The sequence below is a fragment of the Rhodoglobus sp. G.S.4 genome (assembly GCF_056619605.1).
Window position 1 is genome coordinate 2,234,229 of sequence record NZ_CM152748.1, and the last position, 15,948, is coordinate 2,250,176.

The following is a 15,948-nucleotide window of genomic DNA, read 5'->3' on the forward strand; positions in this document are numbered from 1 at the left end:
CCGCTGTTCCCGAGGGAACAGCGGCTCTTCTGCGTGGAGGCTGAACTACTTTTTCTTGCGTGCCGCTGCGCGCAGTTTCGAGATTTCGTAGAGCGTGACACTTGCCGCGATACCCGCGTTGAGCGACTCGGTCGCTGCGCTAATCGGGATCGAAACGATCGCATCGCAGTTTTCGGTGACGAGGCGCGACAGGCCCTTGCCTTCGCTACCAACAACGATCAGCACGGGCTCTTTGGCCAGTGGCAATGACGGAAGTGAAACGTCGCCATCACCGTCGAGGCCGAGCACGAAGACGCCGCGCTTCTTGTATTCCTTGATCATTTGCGTGAGGTTGTTTGCCATGGCGACAGGGGTGCGAGCAGCAGCCCCCGCTGACGTCTTCCAGGCGGATGCTGTCATTCCCACGGAACGACGCTGAGGAACGATGACACCTTGGCCACCAAACGCGGCAACCGATCGCACGATCGCGCCGAGGTTGCGCGGGTCGGTAATTCCGTCCAAGGCAACGAGTAGCGGAACTTGCCCGCGCGACTCAACCTTGTCGAGCAGTTCCATGGGGTGCGCGTACTCGTACGGTGGCACTTTGAGGGCGAAGCCCTGGTGCACTGCATCGAAACCCGCGAGGCGGTCGAGTTCTGGACGCATCACTTCGAGCACGGCGAGGTTGCGTGCTGTTGCCAACTTCAGAATCTCTTTGACGCGGTCATCGTATTCGATGCGCGCTGCCATGTAGAGAGTGTGTGCAGGGATCTTGGCTCGCAGTGCTTCGAGCACCGAGTTGCGGCCGGTAACCATCTCAGATTCGTCCGCAGACTTTGCTACCCGCGACCGGCCGGGTTGACTCGGACGCTGTTGGCCGCCCTCAGAGGGCTTGCCACCATTGCGGCGAGTTCCGCCAGCGGCCTCGTAGCGCTCGGCCGCAGCCTTGCGCTTGCCTGCGGGGTGGTACGGACGATCTTCTGCTTTGGGGGTGGGCTTGCGACCTTCGAGAGCTTGACGTCCCTGGCCTCCCGAGCCGACTTGGGGGCCTTTGCGGCCCTTGCGTACCGCTCCTGCGCGGGGTGTGTTAGCTGGGTTTTTCACGAGTGTTGCTCCTGTCGGAAGCGCCGATTATTCACGGCAAGCTCCAATGCGATCCGGTCGAGTCATCCTCTACAGTGATTCCCGCCGCTGATAGTTCATCACGGATTCGGTCCGCTACAGCAAAATCCTTTGCCGAGCGGGCCGTATTGCGATCCTCGATGAGCTTCTCAACCAGTGCTGACAGTGCAGCAACGGCTGGTTCTGAACGATCAGAACCCCATCGTGGATCTAGTGGGTTGATACCCAAGACCTGTGCCATAGCGACCACTTGTGATCGCGCGGTGGCGACTGCCGCGAGATCTCCATCGTCGAGCGCGGCATTGCCTGCTCGAATTGTATCGTGAACAACGGCAAGTGCCTGCGGCACAGCAAGATCGTCATCCATAGCTTCGCCAAAGGCGTCGGGTACCTCATTGGTATTAGCAACATCGAATCGCGTGTCTCGCAGTCGACGTGCCGCGCGTTCGATGAATACTTCAAGGCGCTCGAATGCCGCTTCGGCCTCATCGAGCGAACCATCTGTGTAATCAATTGTCGAGCGGTAGTGGGCAGCCCCAAGAAGGTAGCGGACCACAATCGGTCGTGCCGCATCCAAGAGATCACGTGCAAAAACGGAGTTGCCAAGAGACTTCGACATCTTCTGGCCGTTCACGTTGACCATGCCGTTGTGCACCCAGTGCTTGGCAAAGTCATCGCCAGCAGCGGTTGACTGCGCAAGTTCGTTTTCATGATGGGGGAAGCGCAAATCAAGCCCACCGCCATGGATGTCGAACGCACCGCCCAAATAGCGGCGAGACATGGCAGAGCACTCGATGTGCCAACCCGGGCGCCCGCTGCCCCAGGGTGACGACCATGAGGCAGACTCTGGCTCGGTTGGTTTGCTGCCCTTCCAGAGCGCGAAGTCACGAGGATCACGCTTGGAACGAGGATCAGCGTCGGCGGCGGCAACCATGTCGTCGAGTTTCTGACGCGTCAACTCACCGTAAGTAGGCCACGACTGGGTGTCAAAGTAGACATCCCCTGAGTCATCCGCGGCGGCGTACGCATGGCCGCGCTCAATGAGGGTGTTGATCAACTCGCGCATTTCCGAGATGTTGGCGGTGGCACGAGGCTCATAGGTTGGTGGCAGAATGCCGAGTTCGTTGTAACCAGCGGTGAACTCGAGCTCAATGCGGTAAGCCAAGGCCCACCACTGTTCGGTCGAGCCAGCTGTTGAGGCATCCACTGCCTGATTCAAAATCTTGTCATCGATGTCGGTGACATTGCGCACCAGGGTGACGTCGAGGCCGCGGTAAGTGAGCCAGCGGCGCCAGATGTCGTAGACGAGCGCGGAACGAAGGTGACCGATGTGCGGGGCAGCCTGAACGGTAGGGCCGCACACGTAGATACCTACTTTGCCCGGCTCACGGGGTTCGAGGTCGACGAGGCTGGCACTCCGAGTGTCATACAGGCGAATAGTCACTGACCAAGTTTAGCGACCACTGCTGGGTATTACACGGTTAGCGGCTAGCGCGGGGCGAGAGAGCCCCGCGCTGCAGACAATTACTTTGTGTAGGTGTAGAAACCGCGCCCCGATGCGACTCCGAGGTATCCCTTGTCGATGTACTCGGTCTTGAGCCACTCGGCGAATTTCTTCGTTTTGTCATCGCCGTTAGACATGATGTTGTACGGAGTCATGAGCCCGATGACGTCAAAGATCTGGAACGGCCCCATCGGCGCACCGGTCGCAATGCGCCAGGTATTGTCGACGTCTGCCGGCTCGGCGTAGCCGTCTGCCGCAAGTTCTGCGGCAGCGTTGAGGAAAGGAACGAGCAGCGAGTTGAGGACGTAACCGGCCTTCTCCTTGTGGATGGGAATCGGCACCATCCCGATCTCGGAAGCGAATTCGACGATGGTGTCAAAAACTGCCGGATCGGTGTCGCTGGTACCCATGACCTCTGCGGTGTTGAACTTCCAAATCTGGTTGGCAAAGTGCAGGGCCAAGAACTTGCCAGGACGACCGGTGGAGTCCTTCATATCGCTTGGCAGCAGGGTGGAAGAGTTTGTCGCAAAAATCGTGTGCTCGGGAGCGAGCTTTCCCAGCTCGGAATAGGTTGACTTTTTCAGCTCAAGAATTTCGGGAATCGCTTCAATGACGAGATCGGCGTCCTTGACCGCGTCCGCGAGATCCGAAGAGAACCGTACTCGCCCCAACGCTTCTTGTGCCTTACCGTCTTCAGCCCCAGTGACCTTGTCCTCAACATAGGCATCAACGAGGCCAGCGAAGCGGGAGCGCGCCTTCTCCAATGTCTCGTCATTGATGTCGTAGGCAACGACGGTGAAACCGCTGAAGGCGGTCTGGAATGCGATCTGTGAACCGAGCACACCCGTGCCGAGAATCGTCACGCTCTTAATGCTTGTCATTGTGTCCTTTTTCTCCAGTCCGTCGGTCTGAACCGTTCAGGCCCGCAACTGCGTCTAAACCAAACCATACGCTTCGGTTCTTAGCGTTGGCTTAGTGCACTTTCGTTCGAGTTACCACGATCCGTCGCCACCTACACCGCGAACACTAGTCCCCACGAAACGCAAAAAGGGCCGCACCATAATGGCGCGACCCTTCTTCGAAATCGATTATTCGACTGTAGTGAGCAGCTCTACTAACTCGTCGAGCACGGCATCCGCGCCTTCATCATCCGACGCGATCGTCACTGACTCGCCCTGAGCTACGCCGAGCGAGATTACTGCAAGGATGCTGGCCGCGTTTACGGCCTTGTCGCCCTTAGCAACAGTAATGGCGAAGCCGCTCTTGCTGACCGCCTGGGTGAAGAGCGCAGCGGGGCGGGCGTGCAACCCGGAGGGCGAAACGATGGTGGTTGTGCGTTCTGGCATGGTGTCCTCTTTCGAAACGTGGTGACTAGTTGCGGGCACGCACGAGAGCAGTTGCGATTGCCGCCACACCCTCGCCGCGCCCTGTGAAACCAAGTGCATCGGTTGTTGTGCCGGCAACGCTGACGGTCGCGCCAAGAATACCGCTCAAAAGAGCCTCAGCCTCAACTCGGCGACGAGACACTATGGGGTGATTACCGATGATCTGAACCGACACATTGACCACTTCGAAGCCAGCATCGTGCAGCAAGCGCAGTGCTTCGCGCAAGAAAACTTCTCCGTGCGCCTCAGCAAATTGGGGATCGCTAGTACCGAAAACGCTGCCGAGGTCACCAAGGTTGGCAGCGGAGAGGAGCGCATCACACATGGCATGAGAGACAACATCTCCATCACTGTGCCCACGCAGGCCGACCTCATCTGGCCAGTGCAAACCGGCGAGCCAGAGCGGCTTGGTTTCATCATAGGCATGCACGTCAGTGCCGGTACCGACACGAATGTCTGTTGAAGCCGGCGTCATGAACAGTTGCTCGGCCCGACGCAGTTCCCACGCCGTCGTGATCTTAAACGACAAATGATCTCCTGCAATAACGGATACTGAATGCCCTGCGGCCGCGAATACGGCTGCGTCGTCAGTGAACTCTCCAGCTGCCGCAATATGTGCAGCGACGAGTTGCTCTCTCGGGAACCCTTGCGGTGTTTGAACTGCGGTGAGTTCAGAGCGGTCAACAGTTTCGACAATTTGGCCAATACCGTCGATACGTTTAATGGTGTCGGTGACGGGAAGCCCGGGCACAACACCGGCACCCGAACTGCGCACAGCGGCAACAACCGAATCGAAAATGGTGCTGGGGGTCAACGGGCGCGCTGCATCATGCACGAGCACGACATCCACGGAAGGCTGCACGTGCGTCAGAGCAGCAACAACTGACGCTTGGCGGGTGGCGCCGCCGACAATGACGGTGAATGCGCGGCCATCGAATTCGGGAACGTCTCTCACTAGCTGCTCGGCAATTTCAACGAACGACGAGGGCACTGTCACGATCACTTGAGCTAGCTCTGCCATGGCAAAGACAGCGTCAAGCGCGCGGCTGAGGTTAGGGCGGCCAGCGAGCGGAACGAACGCTTTAGGTTCGCTTCGACCGAGGCGAGTGCCACTCCCAGCCCCTACGACAATTACAGCAATGCGGGGTTCAATAGTTGTGCTCATATGCGAGACAGCAAGCGCCCTAAAAACTTAGGAAGCAAGAACCTCGTCGAGCACAAGCGAAGCCTTTTCTTCGTCAGTCTTCTCAGCAAGAGCAAGCTCTGAGATGAGAATCTGGCGGGCCTTAGCAAGCATGCGCTTCTCTCCTGCAGAGAGACCACGATCTTGGTCACGGCGCCACAGGTCGCGAACAACCTCAGAAACCTTGATGACGTCGCCGGAAGCGAGCTTCTCAAGGTTTGCCTTGTAGCGGCGCGACCAGTTGGTCGGCTCTTCAGTGAACGGTGCGCGAAGCACCTCGAAGACAGCGTCAAGACCCTCGCGACCAATTACGTCGCGAACGCCCACGAGATCAACATTCTCAGCGGGCACTTCGATGGTGAGATCACCCTGCGTTACGTTGAGCTTGAGATAAACCTTCTCTTCGCCCTTAATGGTGCGCTTCTTCACCTCGGTGATGGTTGCAGCACCGTGATGGGGATAAACGACAGTCTCGCCGACCTCAAACAACATGAATAGTGGTCCTCTCGAAGAAAACCCAGTTTATCACAGTAAACACGTGGTAAGGGTGGCCTAACTAAACCACTCAGCGCAGCTATCGATAGTATGGCTGTGTGACAGTACGCACTCGCGCAGCACGCGCCGCAGCATCCGCCCTTATCGCCGGCGCTCTCCTTGTGGGCACCGCAGGTTGTTCGTTCATTACGCCAACCGCCACGCTCAATCACTACGACCCCAGCGACGGCATCGGTGCCTCCGTTGGCGAGCTCAAAGTTCGCAACGTGTTGGCTATCAGCAATGATGACAACTCCGCCGTGAGCATCATGGTGACCATCATCAACACGAGCTCATCAAGCGGCAGCCTCCACCTGCAGTACGAAACAGCCGACGGTAAACTCGCCGATATTTCCAAGCCGCTCTCAGGCAACGAGGTCAAGAGCTACGGCACCGAGGTTGACGGCGACACGATCATCATCACCGATGCTGGCGTCATGGCCGGCCAGCTCATGCCGATCTACTTTCAGTACGGCAACGACAGCGGAACCCAGCTTCTCATTCCCGTGATCGCTGGGGACAACGAGATCTATTCCGACCTCGCCCCCGCAAGCTCACTCGGCGAATAGATCAACCGACGTCGCTCGCCTAGTCCTCGAAGCGGTAGCCGAGCCCACGAACAGTAACCAGCATTGTGGGCGCCGACGGGGTTTTCTCGATCTTCGAACGGATGCGCTTAATGTGCACATCGAGTGTCTTGGTGTCGCCGAAATAGTCAGCACCCCACACACGATCAATCAGCTGACCTCGCGTAAGCACTCGACCGCCATTGCGCAGCAACAGTTCAAGAAGCTCAAACTCCTTTAGCGGCATGCTGACGTCGTGTCCGTCGACAGTGACCGTGTGACGTTCCACATCCATCCGCACTCCCCCAGCTTCGAGAATGGATTCGTGCTCATCAACGTCTTCGGTGCGACGGCGAAGCACGGCGCGGATGCGAGCCAAAAGCTCGCGGGTGGAATAAGGCTTCGTGACGTAGTCGTCCGCTCCGAGTTCGAGGCCGACCACGATGTCCACTTCGCTGTCTTTTGCCGTGAGCATGATGATGGGCACATTAGAGCGGGTGCGGATTTCTCGACACACTTCCGTTCCCGAGAGAGCAGGGAGCATCAAGTCAAGAAGCACAACGTCTGCACCGTTGCGGTCGAACTCGGTGAGGGCAGCTAGCCCGTCCTCAGCAATTGTCGTTTCGTAGCCTTCACGCTCCAGGAGAAACGCTAGGGGTTCGCTGAGCGATGACTCATCTTCGACAATCAGAATTCGGGTCATGATTTTTCTCCTGTTGAGTGAACTACGTCGTGGTCGATTTCGGGCAATCGAATAGTGAAAGTTGAACCTTGGCCGACTTGTGACCACACGCGGATGTCTCCACCGTGGTTTTGGACAACATGTTTGGCAATACTGAGCCCGAGCCCGCTGCCACCCGTGTGCCTGCTGCGTGCTGGATCGCTGCGATAGAAACGTTCAAACACTCTGTCGAGCTCATCTTCGGGAATCCCCAGACCTTGGTCGGTGACTGAAATCTCGATGGCACCCTCTTTGCGGCGCACCCCGATCCCGACTCGAGTGTTCTCCGGCGAGTACTGCACGGCATTCGAGATGAGGTTGTCGAGGGCAAGAACGAGGAGGGTTTCGTCACCAAATACTTCGACGCCGCTTTCTCCGCCACTGATAAGAGAAACGCGGCTGAGGTCGGCGACAACACGATTCTGATCGATCGCGACCGAGACGACGTGATCGATGTCTACGGACTCGGCCTCTGCAAGCCCGTCAGCGGACTGCAATCGCGAGAGCTCAATGATCTCTTGCGTGATGCGTGCAAGCCGCTGAGATTCCTTCGTGAGCCTCTTGGCAAAACGAGTGACCTGCTCCGGCTCGTCTGATGCGCTGACGAGAGCCTCTGCGAGCAATCCGACGGCACCGATCGGCGTTTTGAGCTCGTGGCTGATGTTCGCCACAAAGTCTCGCCGCACATTATCGAGGCGGTACGACTCGGTGCGGTCTTCGGCCAACAAGAGGACGTACCGCGTGCCGAGCCGAGCAACACGAACAAAGAGATAAATGTTTGCATCACCAAATGGACCCCGCGATAGGTGCACTTCTTGAGCAATTGGCTCACCGGTGCGCCGCACTTGATCAACATATTCAACAAGCTCTGGATGCACGAGCGCGTGGTTCCACACCAAACCGTAGGTCAGCGCGGCGTGCGATGCCTTCATGATGTTGTTTGACGGGTCGAGCACGATTCCCGCGGATTCCAGCGCATCAATGACCTGATCGACGCCATCCGGCACCGCGGAAGACACCACGTGGGCAGCCCGCTGACCGCGTCGCGCGGCCGCATAAATGATGAAGGACATACCTCCGCCGAGAAATACCCCAAAAGCGAGGGCGGCCGGCACGAGCCACGCAGAGTCCATAGCGACTAGATTAGTTACATCTGGAGCATTCACTTGCCGCGAGTTCGCGACGAGTGCTCACTTCAGATAAAGTTCAGGCCGCCAACACCTGTTGTTAACCTAACGCGGGCAGGGTGGCCTAAGCCGTGCGGGCTTCGTCATGCCCGTATCGAAGGGACGTAGATAGCGTGCGCGAAGTATTTCAGCAAGAACTACGCGAGGTGCAAGACCGCCTTGTCGAAATTGCCAGCCTGGTGGCGGTCTCAATTGAGAACGCCACTAAAGCATTTAATGAATCAGATGTCTCACTCGCCGAAACGGTGATCGCAGATGACGATGAAATTGATGTTGCAGCGGCAGAACTCGACGAGCTGGCGATTAACATCCTCGCTCGTCAACAACCAGTCGCCCGCGACTTGAGAATTGTGGTGAGCGCTTTGCGCATCAGCGCATCACTTGAGCGCATGGGTGACATGGCCGAGCACATCGCTCAGCTAGCGCGGTACCGATTCCCCGACAAGGTGGTGCCCAAGTCTTTGCGTGGCACATTCGCCGAACTCGGTGCACTCGACGTTGCGGTTGCCAAAAAACTCGTCGAGCTGCTCAAGCATGAAGATGTGCGCATTGCCGAAGAGATTCGCAATGACGACGACAAGATCGACGCTCTGCACTTGAGCGTGTTCGACAAGGTGCTCGGCGAGACCTGGAAGGGCGCAGCGGTCGATACCGTTGATGCCACTCTGGCTTCGCGTTACCACGAGCGTTTCGCAGACCACGCGGTCTCGATTGCCAAAAAGGTGCAGTACCTCGCCACAGGCGACTGGGTGCCGACAGACGACTAACGTCGCCTCACAACGCTAGAAGCCCCGACGAGATTCGATCTCGTCGGGGCTTCTTGCGTTGGAGCTAGTGGCAGTGAATTACTTGGCTACTTCTTGCCCTGCGACGCAACAGCTGCCGCTCCGGCAGCCGCCGCCTCCGGGTCGAGATAGTAGGCGGGTTTGATTGGCATGAAGTTGTCGTCGAGTTCGTAAACCAACGGAATTCCGGTGGGAATGTTGAGGCTAGCGATGTCGTCATCCGAGATGCCGTCGAGGTGCTTCACTAGCGCGCGCAGCGAGTTGCCGTGGGCGGTAACGAGCACTGTCTTGCCTGCTGCGAGATCCTTGGTGATGTCGGATTCCCAGTAGGGCAGCATGCGGTCGATAACGATCTTGAGGCTTTCGGTGCGAGGAACCTCACCATCGATGCCCTCGTAGCGACGCTCGTGCACTTGGCTGTATTCAGCGTCGTCTGCGAGCTCGGGTGGCGGTACGTCAAAGCTGCGGCGCCAGGTCATGAACTTTTCTTCGCCAAACTCTTCAAGGGTCTGGGCTTTGTCTTTGCCCTGAAGCGCGCCGTAGTGGCGCTCGTTGAGTCGCCATGAGCGCTTAACGGGAAGCCAGTCGAGGTCTGCAACCTCAAGGGCAATGTTTGCGGTGTGGATCGCTCGCTTCAACAGCGATGTGTAGAGCACGTCTGGCTGCTTGTCGAACGCGGCAATCATTTCGCCGGCGCGGTTAGCTTCGCCTCGACCTTGATCGGTGAGCCCGACATCCACCCATCCGGTGAAAAGGTTCTTCTGGTTCCATTCGGAGTTGCCGTGGCGCAACAAAATCAGGGTGTGAGTCATGCGTCAAGCGTACCGAGAATCGAGGGATGCCGCTGCTAGCGCTTGACCGCTCCGAGGCGGGGAAGGCGCGGAACGTTGGCTTCGGCTCCAGCGTCAGAAGGCACGATTACTTCTTGCGCTGCCGAAATTTCGCCGACGTCGGAGGCTACAGCGAGCGTTTCTGCGGCATCCACTCCCCGTTTGATCGTGGCGAGTGCAATGGGTCCGAGCTCAAAGTGGCGGGCAGCTGCGGTGACGGTGCCTACAGTCTTCTCGCCAAGCATGACATCGGCGCCAGCTTCGGGCAACGCACCCTCTGAACCGTCGAGGTGCAGCATGACAAGGCGGCGAGGAGGATGACCAAGATTGTGCACCTTGGCGACGGTCTCTTGGCCCCGATAGCACCCCTTATTGAGGTGCACTGCAGAGCGCATCCAATCAAGTTCGTGCGGAATGCTGCGCTCGTCGACGTCTGTGCTGAATCGTGGTCGCCAGGCGGCGATGCGCAGGGCTTCCAATGCGAGAGAACCGGCGGCAGCGAACTGGCCCAAATCGGTGCCGGCGGCAACGAGGGATTCGCGGTAGTTCCACTGGGCTGCAGGATGATTCTCGGCCCGAGAGTATTGGTGCCCTCCACGGGAAACGCTCGCCCACGGGTCGTTCCACACCAAGCTGATGCCATTCGACTCCGCAACGGGAATGGCGAGGTCGCCGAAACTTCCGATGGTCATAAAGTCAGCGCTGCGGTCGGCGATCTCGACACGAAGCATGAAACGCATACGGTCGAGCCACTTGGCGAGTGCTTCACCTTCAGACCCGTCGACGAGTAACCACAGAGTTTCCGAATCATCGACGACCCGCATAGCGTGTTCGATGCGGCCGTTGGGGTTCAGTAGCAGTGTTTCGGCACTCTCCCCCGCGGCAAGGCCGGTGAGAGATTGAGTAGTGAGGGAATCGAGCCAAGTCAGCCGGTCTGGACCGGTGATCGTGATAACGGCGCGATCGGCTAACTCGACAACAGACTCACCAGCGGCGAGCGCACGCTGCTCGCCAAACGGATTGCCATAGTGCTCAGGTGGTTCTCCCACAGCACCGGGCCGGGAAGTGAAAGTACTATTCGACACGAGTGAGCCGTCCTGATGCGTGGTTGCGAAGGTCTTGACCGTGGGCTGCGATATCCCACGCCCATAGTAGGTGAGCATCCACGAGCCCATAGAGGCGCGTCGCTGCCGTGTATTCCTTGGCGCTCTCGGTTCGCATGACCGCATCTGTCGCCAAATCGATGCGCGGACCAGCGACTTCGCCAATATAAATCTCGCTAATGCCGCTGGGATGCACGATCGACACTTCGATCTCGAAGCCGCCTGTCGGGGTGCGCAAGGTTTCGACTTGCTCAGCTGTTGTGAACGGCTGCGCGCCGACTGCGGGGAGAAGACCCGGGCCCGGATCACCGTCTGTCGCACCGCGACGCAATCGCCAGTAACCGGTTTCGGTTACGAAGGGAGTGTGATTCTCATCGAGCAGCCACGTGTACGAGTTGTAGTTGAGATGGGGAAGGCCATCCTGCGTAAAGCTGATGCGCTGGCCAAACTCGACGCTGCGCGTCTCATCCCCAATAGCGTAATCGACGACACCAGTGCCCTCCCACAGGCCAATAAGCCAGGAAAGTGGGGCAAGTTCGGCTGTGCCGGAGGTGTCTAGCTCGATCACAATTCGGCGCGGTTAGCGCTGGCCGCGAAACAGGTTGTAGACCACGACGACCGACACGTAGCCGATCGACAGCGTCGCGAGACCGAGAAGGCCGACGAAGAAGAGCTCAAGTGCGAGAAGCATGTACTAATCCTATCTCTGTGCAGCGCATCCGCACTAAATGAGGGCGAAAATCGCTGTAGCGGCGGCGACTATTGCCAGCGCGCCGACCATGCTGGCCGTTGCCCGGGCAACGAAACGTTCTTTGCGCTGAATGGCGATCTGAATCACAAACGTCAGCACAACGGCACCGGCCAGAGTGATTGCCAACCAAGTGATCCGCATGTGTGGCGCCGCAACAGCGCCGATGATGATCGCACCGGTAAGGCTCAATACCCACACCGGAACTACGCTCCACTTTAGCCAACTCATACCTCTATCGTATCTAGCTCGCGCTGATCGCCACGCGTTCAGCGGCAGGTAGATCGGTGGGTAGAATACTTTTTACGCAGTGGGGAGGCCATATATGGCACACATCTTGATGCTTAGCTCTGCGCCCGATGCTGAACCATTACCCGCCCTGGGTTTGCTCAGCCATACGGTCGAAGTAGTAGTCGCTGCGCCCGCAACTCTCGTCGCTGCTCCGACAACTGATGTGATTATCGTCGACGCGACCACCAATCTTGCCGCCGCCAAAGGCCTCTGCAACGTGTTGTACTCCGGCGGAATCGCCTGCCCGTTGTTCGTTGTCGTAACTGATGGTGGCATTGCCGCCGTCAACAGCCAGTGGCACATCGATGACCTTTTCGTTGTCGGCGCTGGACCAGCTGAAGTGGATGCGCGCATCCGTCTGGCAATGGCCCGCCGAGAAGGAGAGAGTTCGGCATCAAAGATCCGAGCATCCGGAATCGTCATTGACGAGGCCAGTTACTCGGCCAAAGCCAAAGACCGCTCCCTCGACCTCACTTTCAAAGAGTTCGAGCTTCTGCGTTTTCTCGCCTCGCACCCCTCGCACGTCTTCACTCGTGAACAGCTCTTGAGCGAAGTCTGGGGCTACGACTACTTCGGAGGAACCCGAACAGTTGATGTGCACGTGCGTCGCTTGCGCGCCAAGCTCGGCGACCTCGAATCGCTCATCGGCACCGTACGGAATGTCGGCTATTGCTTCAACATTGCTGAAGAAACCGAGAAGCCGACCAACACGGTCGCTGCAGCGGTAACAACAGTGGCGAGCGACGCTTCAGACGCAACGGTGGAAACCAGCGAACAGCACTCGATCGCCGTCTAGGGCCTGCGCGCTCCGGCAGACTGAGGAACACGGGCGGCGAGTTAATCAGTTGTTCACGACTGCGTGGCAGGATGATCCAATGGAAAACGACAGTGCGATAGCCGACCCAAGCTCTGCTACCGATTCGCTCGACGAATACGATGACGACGAATCGTCGAGCGTCGACGACGGCACACTGATCCCCGAGCGCTACCTAGATCGCGAACTGAGCTGGCTCGCGTTCAACCAGCGCGTGCTCGAACTGGCAGAAGACGAAACCCTGCCCCTGCTCGAGCGCGCTAACTTCTTAGCCATCTTCGCGAGCAATCTTGACGAGTTCTTCATGGTTCGGGTTGCTGGCCTCAAACGCCGCATCGTGACGGGGCTTGCCGTTCCCACAAATACGGGTCGCGCTCCCGTCGAGGTGCTCGACGAACTCAGCCTCGCCGCGCACGCACTGCAAGAACGTCACGCCGCCGAATTTCTCACTAGCGTGAAGCCTGCACTCGATGCCGAGGGCATTCATATCGAAACGTGGGCCGATCTGGACCCAGAAGATCGCGAGCGCGTTCACGAGATCTTCTCCAACCAGATTTTCCCCGTGCTTATGCCGCTGGCTGTCGACCCCGCGCATCCCTTCCCCTACATTTCCGGGCTCTCTCTGAACCTGTCTATCCGGGTACGGAATCCCAAGACGCAAAAAGAAGAATTCGCACGCCTGAAAGTTCCAAGCGTTCTGCCGCGCTTTATTCAATTGCCGGATGACGGCAGCGATCAGCTGCGTTACATCCCTCTTGAAGATTTGATCTCCAACCACTTGGGCGCGCTATTCCCTGGCATGGAGATTTTGGCGCACCACGAATTTCGGGTGACGCGCAACGAAGACGTGAACGTTGACGAAGACGAGTCAGAGAACCTCATCAAGTCGCTCGAGAAGCAGATTTTGAATCGTCGCTTTGGCCCGCCCATTCGCCTGGAAATTACCGACGACATGGATGACGTCACGCTTGGTCTGCTCGTGCGCGAGCTCAAGATCACCGAGCAAGAGGTGTATCGACTGCCAGCGCCCTTGAACCTGAGCGGCCTCTTCCAGCTGACCCGTATCGACCGCCCTGCGTTGAAGTATCCACGCCATGTGCCCATTACGAGCCCAAGCCTGATGCCGACGGAGGGCAACGAGAGCGCAGACATTTTCCGTGCGATCGCTCGCAAGGACATCCTGCTTCACCACCCCTATGAGTCGTTCTCCACGAGTGTTCAAGCATTCTTGGAGCAAGCGGCAGCCGATCCTGATGTTCTGGCCATCAAGCAGACGCTGTATCGCACGAGCGGTGATAGCCCGATCGTTGAAGCACTGATTGATGCCGCCGAAGCAGGCAAAGCTGTTCTCGCTCTTGTCGAGATCAAAGCACGCTTCGATGAGACCGCCAACATCTCGTGGGCACGCAAGCTTGAAAAAGCGGGAGTGCACGTTGTTTATGGGCTCGTGGGCCTCAAGACGCACTGCAAGCTCGCGCTTGTCGTGCGCCAAGAAGAAGGCAAACTGCGCCACTACGCCCACATCGGAACCGGAAACTACAACCCCAAAACCAGCCGCCTCTATGAAGACCTCGGGCTACTGACTGCCGATGATCAAGTCGGCAAAGACCTCACGAGACTCTTCAACGAGCTATCCGGCTACGCGATCGAGAAGAAGTTCAAGCGTTTACTCGTAGCCCCCCGTCACTTGCGCAAGGGACTGATCAAGCAAATTGAGGCCGAAGCGTCGAACGCACGAGCTGGACTGCCGTCTGGCATCCGAATCAAGCTGAATTCGATGGTGGATGAAGCGATCATCGACGCTCTCTACCGGGCAAGTAATGCCGGGGTTCCGATCGATATCGTCGTGCGCGGCATTTGCTCGCTTCGCGCCGGCGTTCCCGGGCTCAGCGAGAACATTCGAGTGCGTTCAGTATTGGGGCGCTACCTTGAGCACTCGCGCGTTTTCTTGTTCCATAACGCCGGTGATCCACAGGTCTACATTGGCAGTTCAGACATGATGCACCGCAACCTCGACCGCCGCGTCGAAGCGCTGGTGCGCATCGTTGAGCCAGAACACATCGTAGAACTCGAAGACATCTTTGACCTCGCTGTCGACGAAACAACGGCATCATGGTGGCTCGATTCTGAAGGAAATTGGGTGCGTCACGGCCGGTCGGAGAACGGTGAACCCCTCAACGACCTACAGAATGTTCTTATGAAGCGAATCACGCAGCGCAAACGAGGCGGAGCTCGCCGGTGACCGCGGCGACAACACCAGTCCTCGCCGCAGGCATTGTGTGCTGGCGAGTAGTCGACGGTAAGCCCCGTGTGCTGCTCGTGCACCGCACGGTGCACAAAGATGTTTCGCTACCCAAAGGCAAGCTTGATCCCGGTGAGACGCTGCCTGAGACTGCGGTTCGCGAAATTTTTGAAGAGACCGGCCTTCGCGTAGATCTGGGTGCACCCCTCGGTCACGTTCACTACAAGCTCGGCAACGGACGCGACAAGTACGTGCACTATTGGTCGGCCGAAGTGAACGACCACGACCTTGAACGCGCCAAGTTCACCGCGAACGACGAGATCTCGTCACTCGAATGGCTATCGCTCTCGAAGGCCCGCAAGAAGGTCAGCTACACCCACGATGTGGATGTGCTCGATCGCTTTGCCGCCCGCTATGAAGCGGGTAGTGCGCGCACGTTCGCGATGATTGCGGTTCGCCACGGTAAAGCCGTGCCCGGAGAGACCTGGGACGGGCCGGATGCCACCCGCCCGCTCATGCACCGCGGAATCGATCAGGCCGCCATCATCGCTGGTGGAATCGCGGCCTTCGCCCCGGAACGCATCCTGAGCAGCACAGCGGCCCGGTGTCTCGCGACGATTACTCCGCTTGCCGAACGCACCGAACTTGCGATCAAGTCCACAGACGACCTCAGCCAGGATTCCTACGCTGGCAACGGACAGGCCGTCACGGCTCTCGTCGACAAGCGGCTCAAGAAGCAGCAGACTACGGTGCTGTGCAGCCACGGGCCCGTGCTGCCGCAAATTGTCAGTGCACTAGCCAATGCCTCAAATACGAAACCGGATGCGGGACTGCGCGCCGCCGCCATGCTGAGCACTGGCGACTTCTCAGTGCTGCACTTTGCTCGAGATAGCAAAAAGCTGCGGCTCGTAGCCGTAGAAACCCACCAATCCTGACGCTCACACCCTAATTTCG

Annotated in this window: 17 protein-coding genes; 5 read left to right on the forward strand and 12 right to left on the reverse strand. The window is 58.2% G+C overall.

Annotated elements, in window-relative coordinates; all coding sequences use genetic code 11:
- Positions 1-45: 45 nt before the first annotated feature.
- The 6 genes from rlmB to AC061P_RS11040 all read right to left on the reverse strand — a co-directional run bounded on the left by rlmB (position 46) and on the right by AC061P_RS11040 (position 5,665).
- Positions 46-1,083: a 23S rRNA (guanosine(2251)-2'-O)-methyltransferase RlmB gene (gene rlmB / locus AC061P_RS11015; protein ID WP_449647324.1), complete on the reverse strand. Its 1,038-nt coding sequence runs from the start codon at positions 1,081-1,083 to the stop codon at positions 46-48.
- A 31-nt stretch (positions 1,084-1,114) separates the two neighbouring features.
- Positions 1,115-2,545, reverse strand: a complete 1,431-nt coding sequence (gene cysS / locus AC061P_RS11020) for a cysteine--tRNA ligase (RefSeq protein ID WP_480391213.1) — start codon at positions 2,543-2,545, stop codon at positions 1,115-1,117.
- 80 nt (positions 2,546-2,625) lie between these two features.
- On the reverse strand, positions 2,626-3,486 hold the full coding sequence (locus AC061P_RS11025; RefSeq protein WP_449647326.1) for a 3-hydroxyacyl-CoA dehydrogenase: 861 nt from the start codon (positions 3,484-3,486) through the stop codon (positions 2,626-2,628).
- A 207-nt stretch (positions 3,487-3,693) separates the two neighbouring features.
- Positions 3,694-3,951 (reverse strand): HPr family phosphocarrier protein, encoded by a 258-nt coding sequence (locus AC061P_RS11030; protein ID WP_449647327.1) that lies wholly within the window; start codon positions 3,949-3,951, stop codon positions 3,694-3,696.
- 25 nt (positions 3,952-3,976) lie between these two features.
- The gene (gene ispD, locus AC061P_RS11035) at positions 3,977-5,155 is read right to left on the reverse strand and encodes a 2-C-methyl-D-erythritol 4-phosphate cytidylyltransferase (protein ID WP_480391214.1); all 1,179 of its coding nucleotides are present in this window, start codon (positions 5,153-5,155) and stop codon (positions 3,977-3,979) included.
- A 27-nt stretch (positions 5,156-5,182) separates the two neighbouring features.
- On the reverse strand, positions 5,183-5,665 hold the full coding sequence (locus AC061P_RS11040) for a CarD family transcriptional regulator (RefSeq protein ID WP_449625291.1): 483 nt from the start codon (positions 5,663-5,665) through the stop codon (positions 5,183-5,185).
- Between the two features lie 101 nt (positions 5,666-5,766).
- Here AC061P_RS11040 and AC061P_RS11045 point away from each other — a divergent pair, with 101 nt between their 5' ends.
- A complete protein-coding gene (locus AC061P_RS11045; RefSeq protein ID WP_480391215.1) occupies positions 5,767-6,276 on the forward strand; it encodes a hypothetical protein in 510 nt (169 codons plus the stop codon).
- Between the two features lie 19 nt (positions 6,277-6,295).
- Here the strand turns inward: AC061P_RS11045 and AC061P_RS11050 are convergent, their stop codons facing one another.
- Both AC061P_RS11050 and AC061P_RS11055 read right to left on the reverse strand, forming a co-directional pair.
- Positions 6,296-6,976, reverse strand: a complete 681-nt coding sequence (locus AC061P_RS11050) for a response regulator (RefSeq protein WP_449647330.1) — start codon at positions 6,974-6,976, stop codon at positions 6,296-6,298.
- Complete coding sequence (locus tag AC061P_RS11055) at positions 6,973-8,127, reverse strand: sensor histidine kinase (protein ID WP_449647331.1); 1,155 nt, start codon at positions 8,125-8,127, stop codon at positions 6,973-6,975. The genes AC061P_RS11050 and AC061P_RS11055 overlap by 4 nt, the downstream gene beginning before the upstream one ends.
- Positions 8,128-8,294: 167 nt before the next feature.
- Between AC061P_RS11055 and phoU the strand changes: the two genes are divergently transcribed.
- The gene (phoU, locus tag AC061P_RS11060) at positions 8,295-8,948 is read left to right on the forward strand and encodes a phosphate signaling complex protein PhoU (protein ID WP_449647332.1); all 654 of its coding nucleotides are present in this window, start codon (positions 8,295-8,297) and stop codon (positions 8,946-8,948) included.
- Positions 8,949-9,034: 86 nt separating this feature from the next.
- Here the strand turns inward: phoU and AC061P_RS11065 are convergent, their stop codons facing one another.
- The 4 genes from AC061P_RS11065 to AC061P_RS11080 form a co-directional block, all read right to left on the reverse strand.
- Positions 9,035-9,778, reverse strand: a complete 744-nt coding sequence (locus AC061P_RS11065) for a phosphoglyceromutase (protein ID WP_449647333.1) — start codon at positions 9,776-9,778, stop codon at positions 9,035-9,037.
- Positions 9,779-9,813: 35 nt separating this feature from the next.
- A complete protein-coding gene (gene ygfZ / locus AC061P_RS11070; RefSeq protein WP_480391216.1) occupies positions 9,814-10,881 on the reverse strand; it encodes a CAF17-like 4Fe-4S cluster assembly/insertion protein YgfZ in 1,068 nt (355 codons plus the stop codon).
- Positions 10,871-11,467: a heme-binding beta-barrel domain-containing protein gene (locus AC061P_RS11075; RefSeq protein WP_480391217.1), complete on the reverse strand. Its 597-nt coding sequence runs from the start codon at positions 11,465-11,467 to the stop codon at positions 10,871-10,873. Before AC061P_RS11075 ends, ygfZ begins: the two co-directional genes overlap by 11 nt.
- Before the next feature lie 156 nt (positions 11,468-11,623).
- On the reverse strand, positions 11,624-11,878 hold the full coding sequence (locus AC061P_RS11080) for a hypothetical protein (RefSeq protein WP_449647336.1): 255 nt from the start codon (positions 11,876-11,878) through the stop codon (positions 11,624-11,626).
- A gap of 94 nt (positions 11,879-11,972) precedes the next feature.
- On the opposite strand from AC061P_RS11080, the gene AC061P_RS11085 reads away from it, so the two are divergent.
- The 3 genes from AC061P_RS11085 (at position 11,973) to AC061P_RS11095 (ending at position 15,929) form a co-directional block, all read left to right on the forward strand.
- Positions 11,973-12,734, forward strand: a complete 762-nt coding sequence (locus AC061P_RS11085) for a winged helix-turn-helix domain-containing protein (RefSeq protein WP_480391218.1) — start codon at positions 11,973-11,975, stop codon at positions 12,732-12,734.
- A 79-nt stretch (positions 12,735-12,813) separates the two neighbouring features.
- Positions 12,814-14,994: an RNA degradosome polyphosphate kinase gene (locus tag AC061P_RS11090; protein ID WP_480391219.1), complete on the forward strand. Its 2,181-nt coding sequence runs from the start codon at positions 12,814-12,816 to the stop codon at positions 14,992-14,994.
- Positions 14,991-15,929, forward strand: coding sequence for an NUDIX hydrolase (locus tag AC061P_RS11095; protein ID WP_449647339.1), 939 nt, complete (start codon positions 14,991-14,993; stop codon positions 15,927-15,929). The genes AC061P_RS11090 and AC061P_RS11095 overlap by 4 nt, the downstream gene beginning before the upstream one ends.
- The last annotated feature ends 19 nt before the right edge of the window (positions 15,930-15,948 follow it).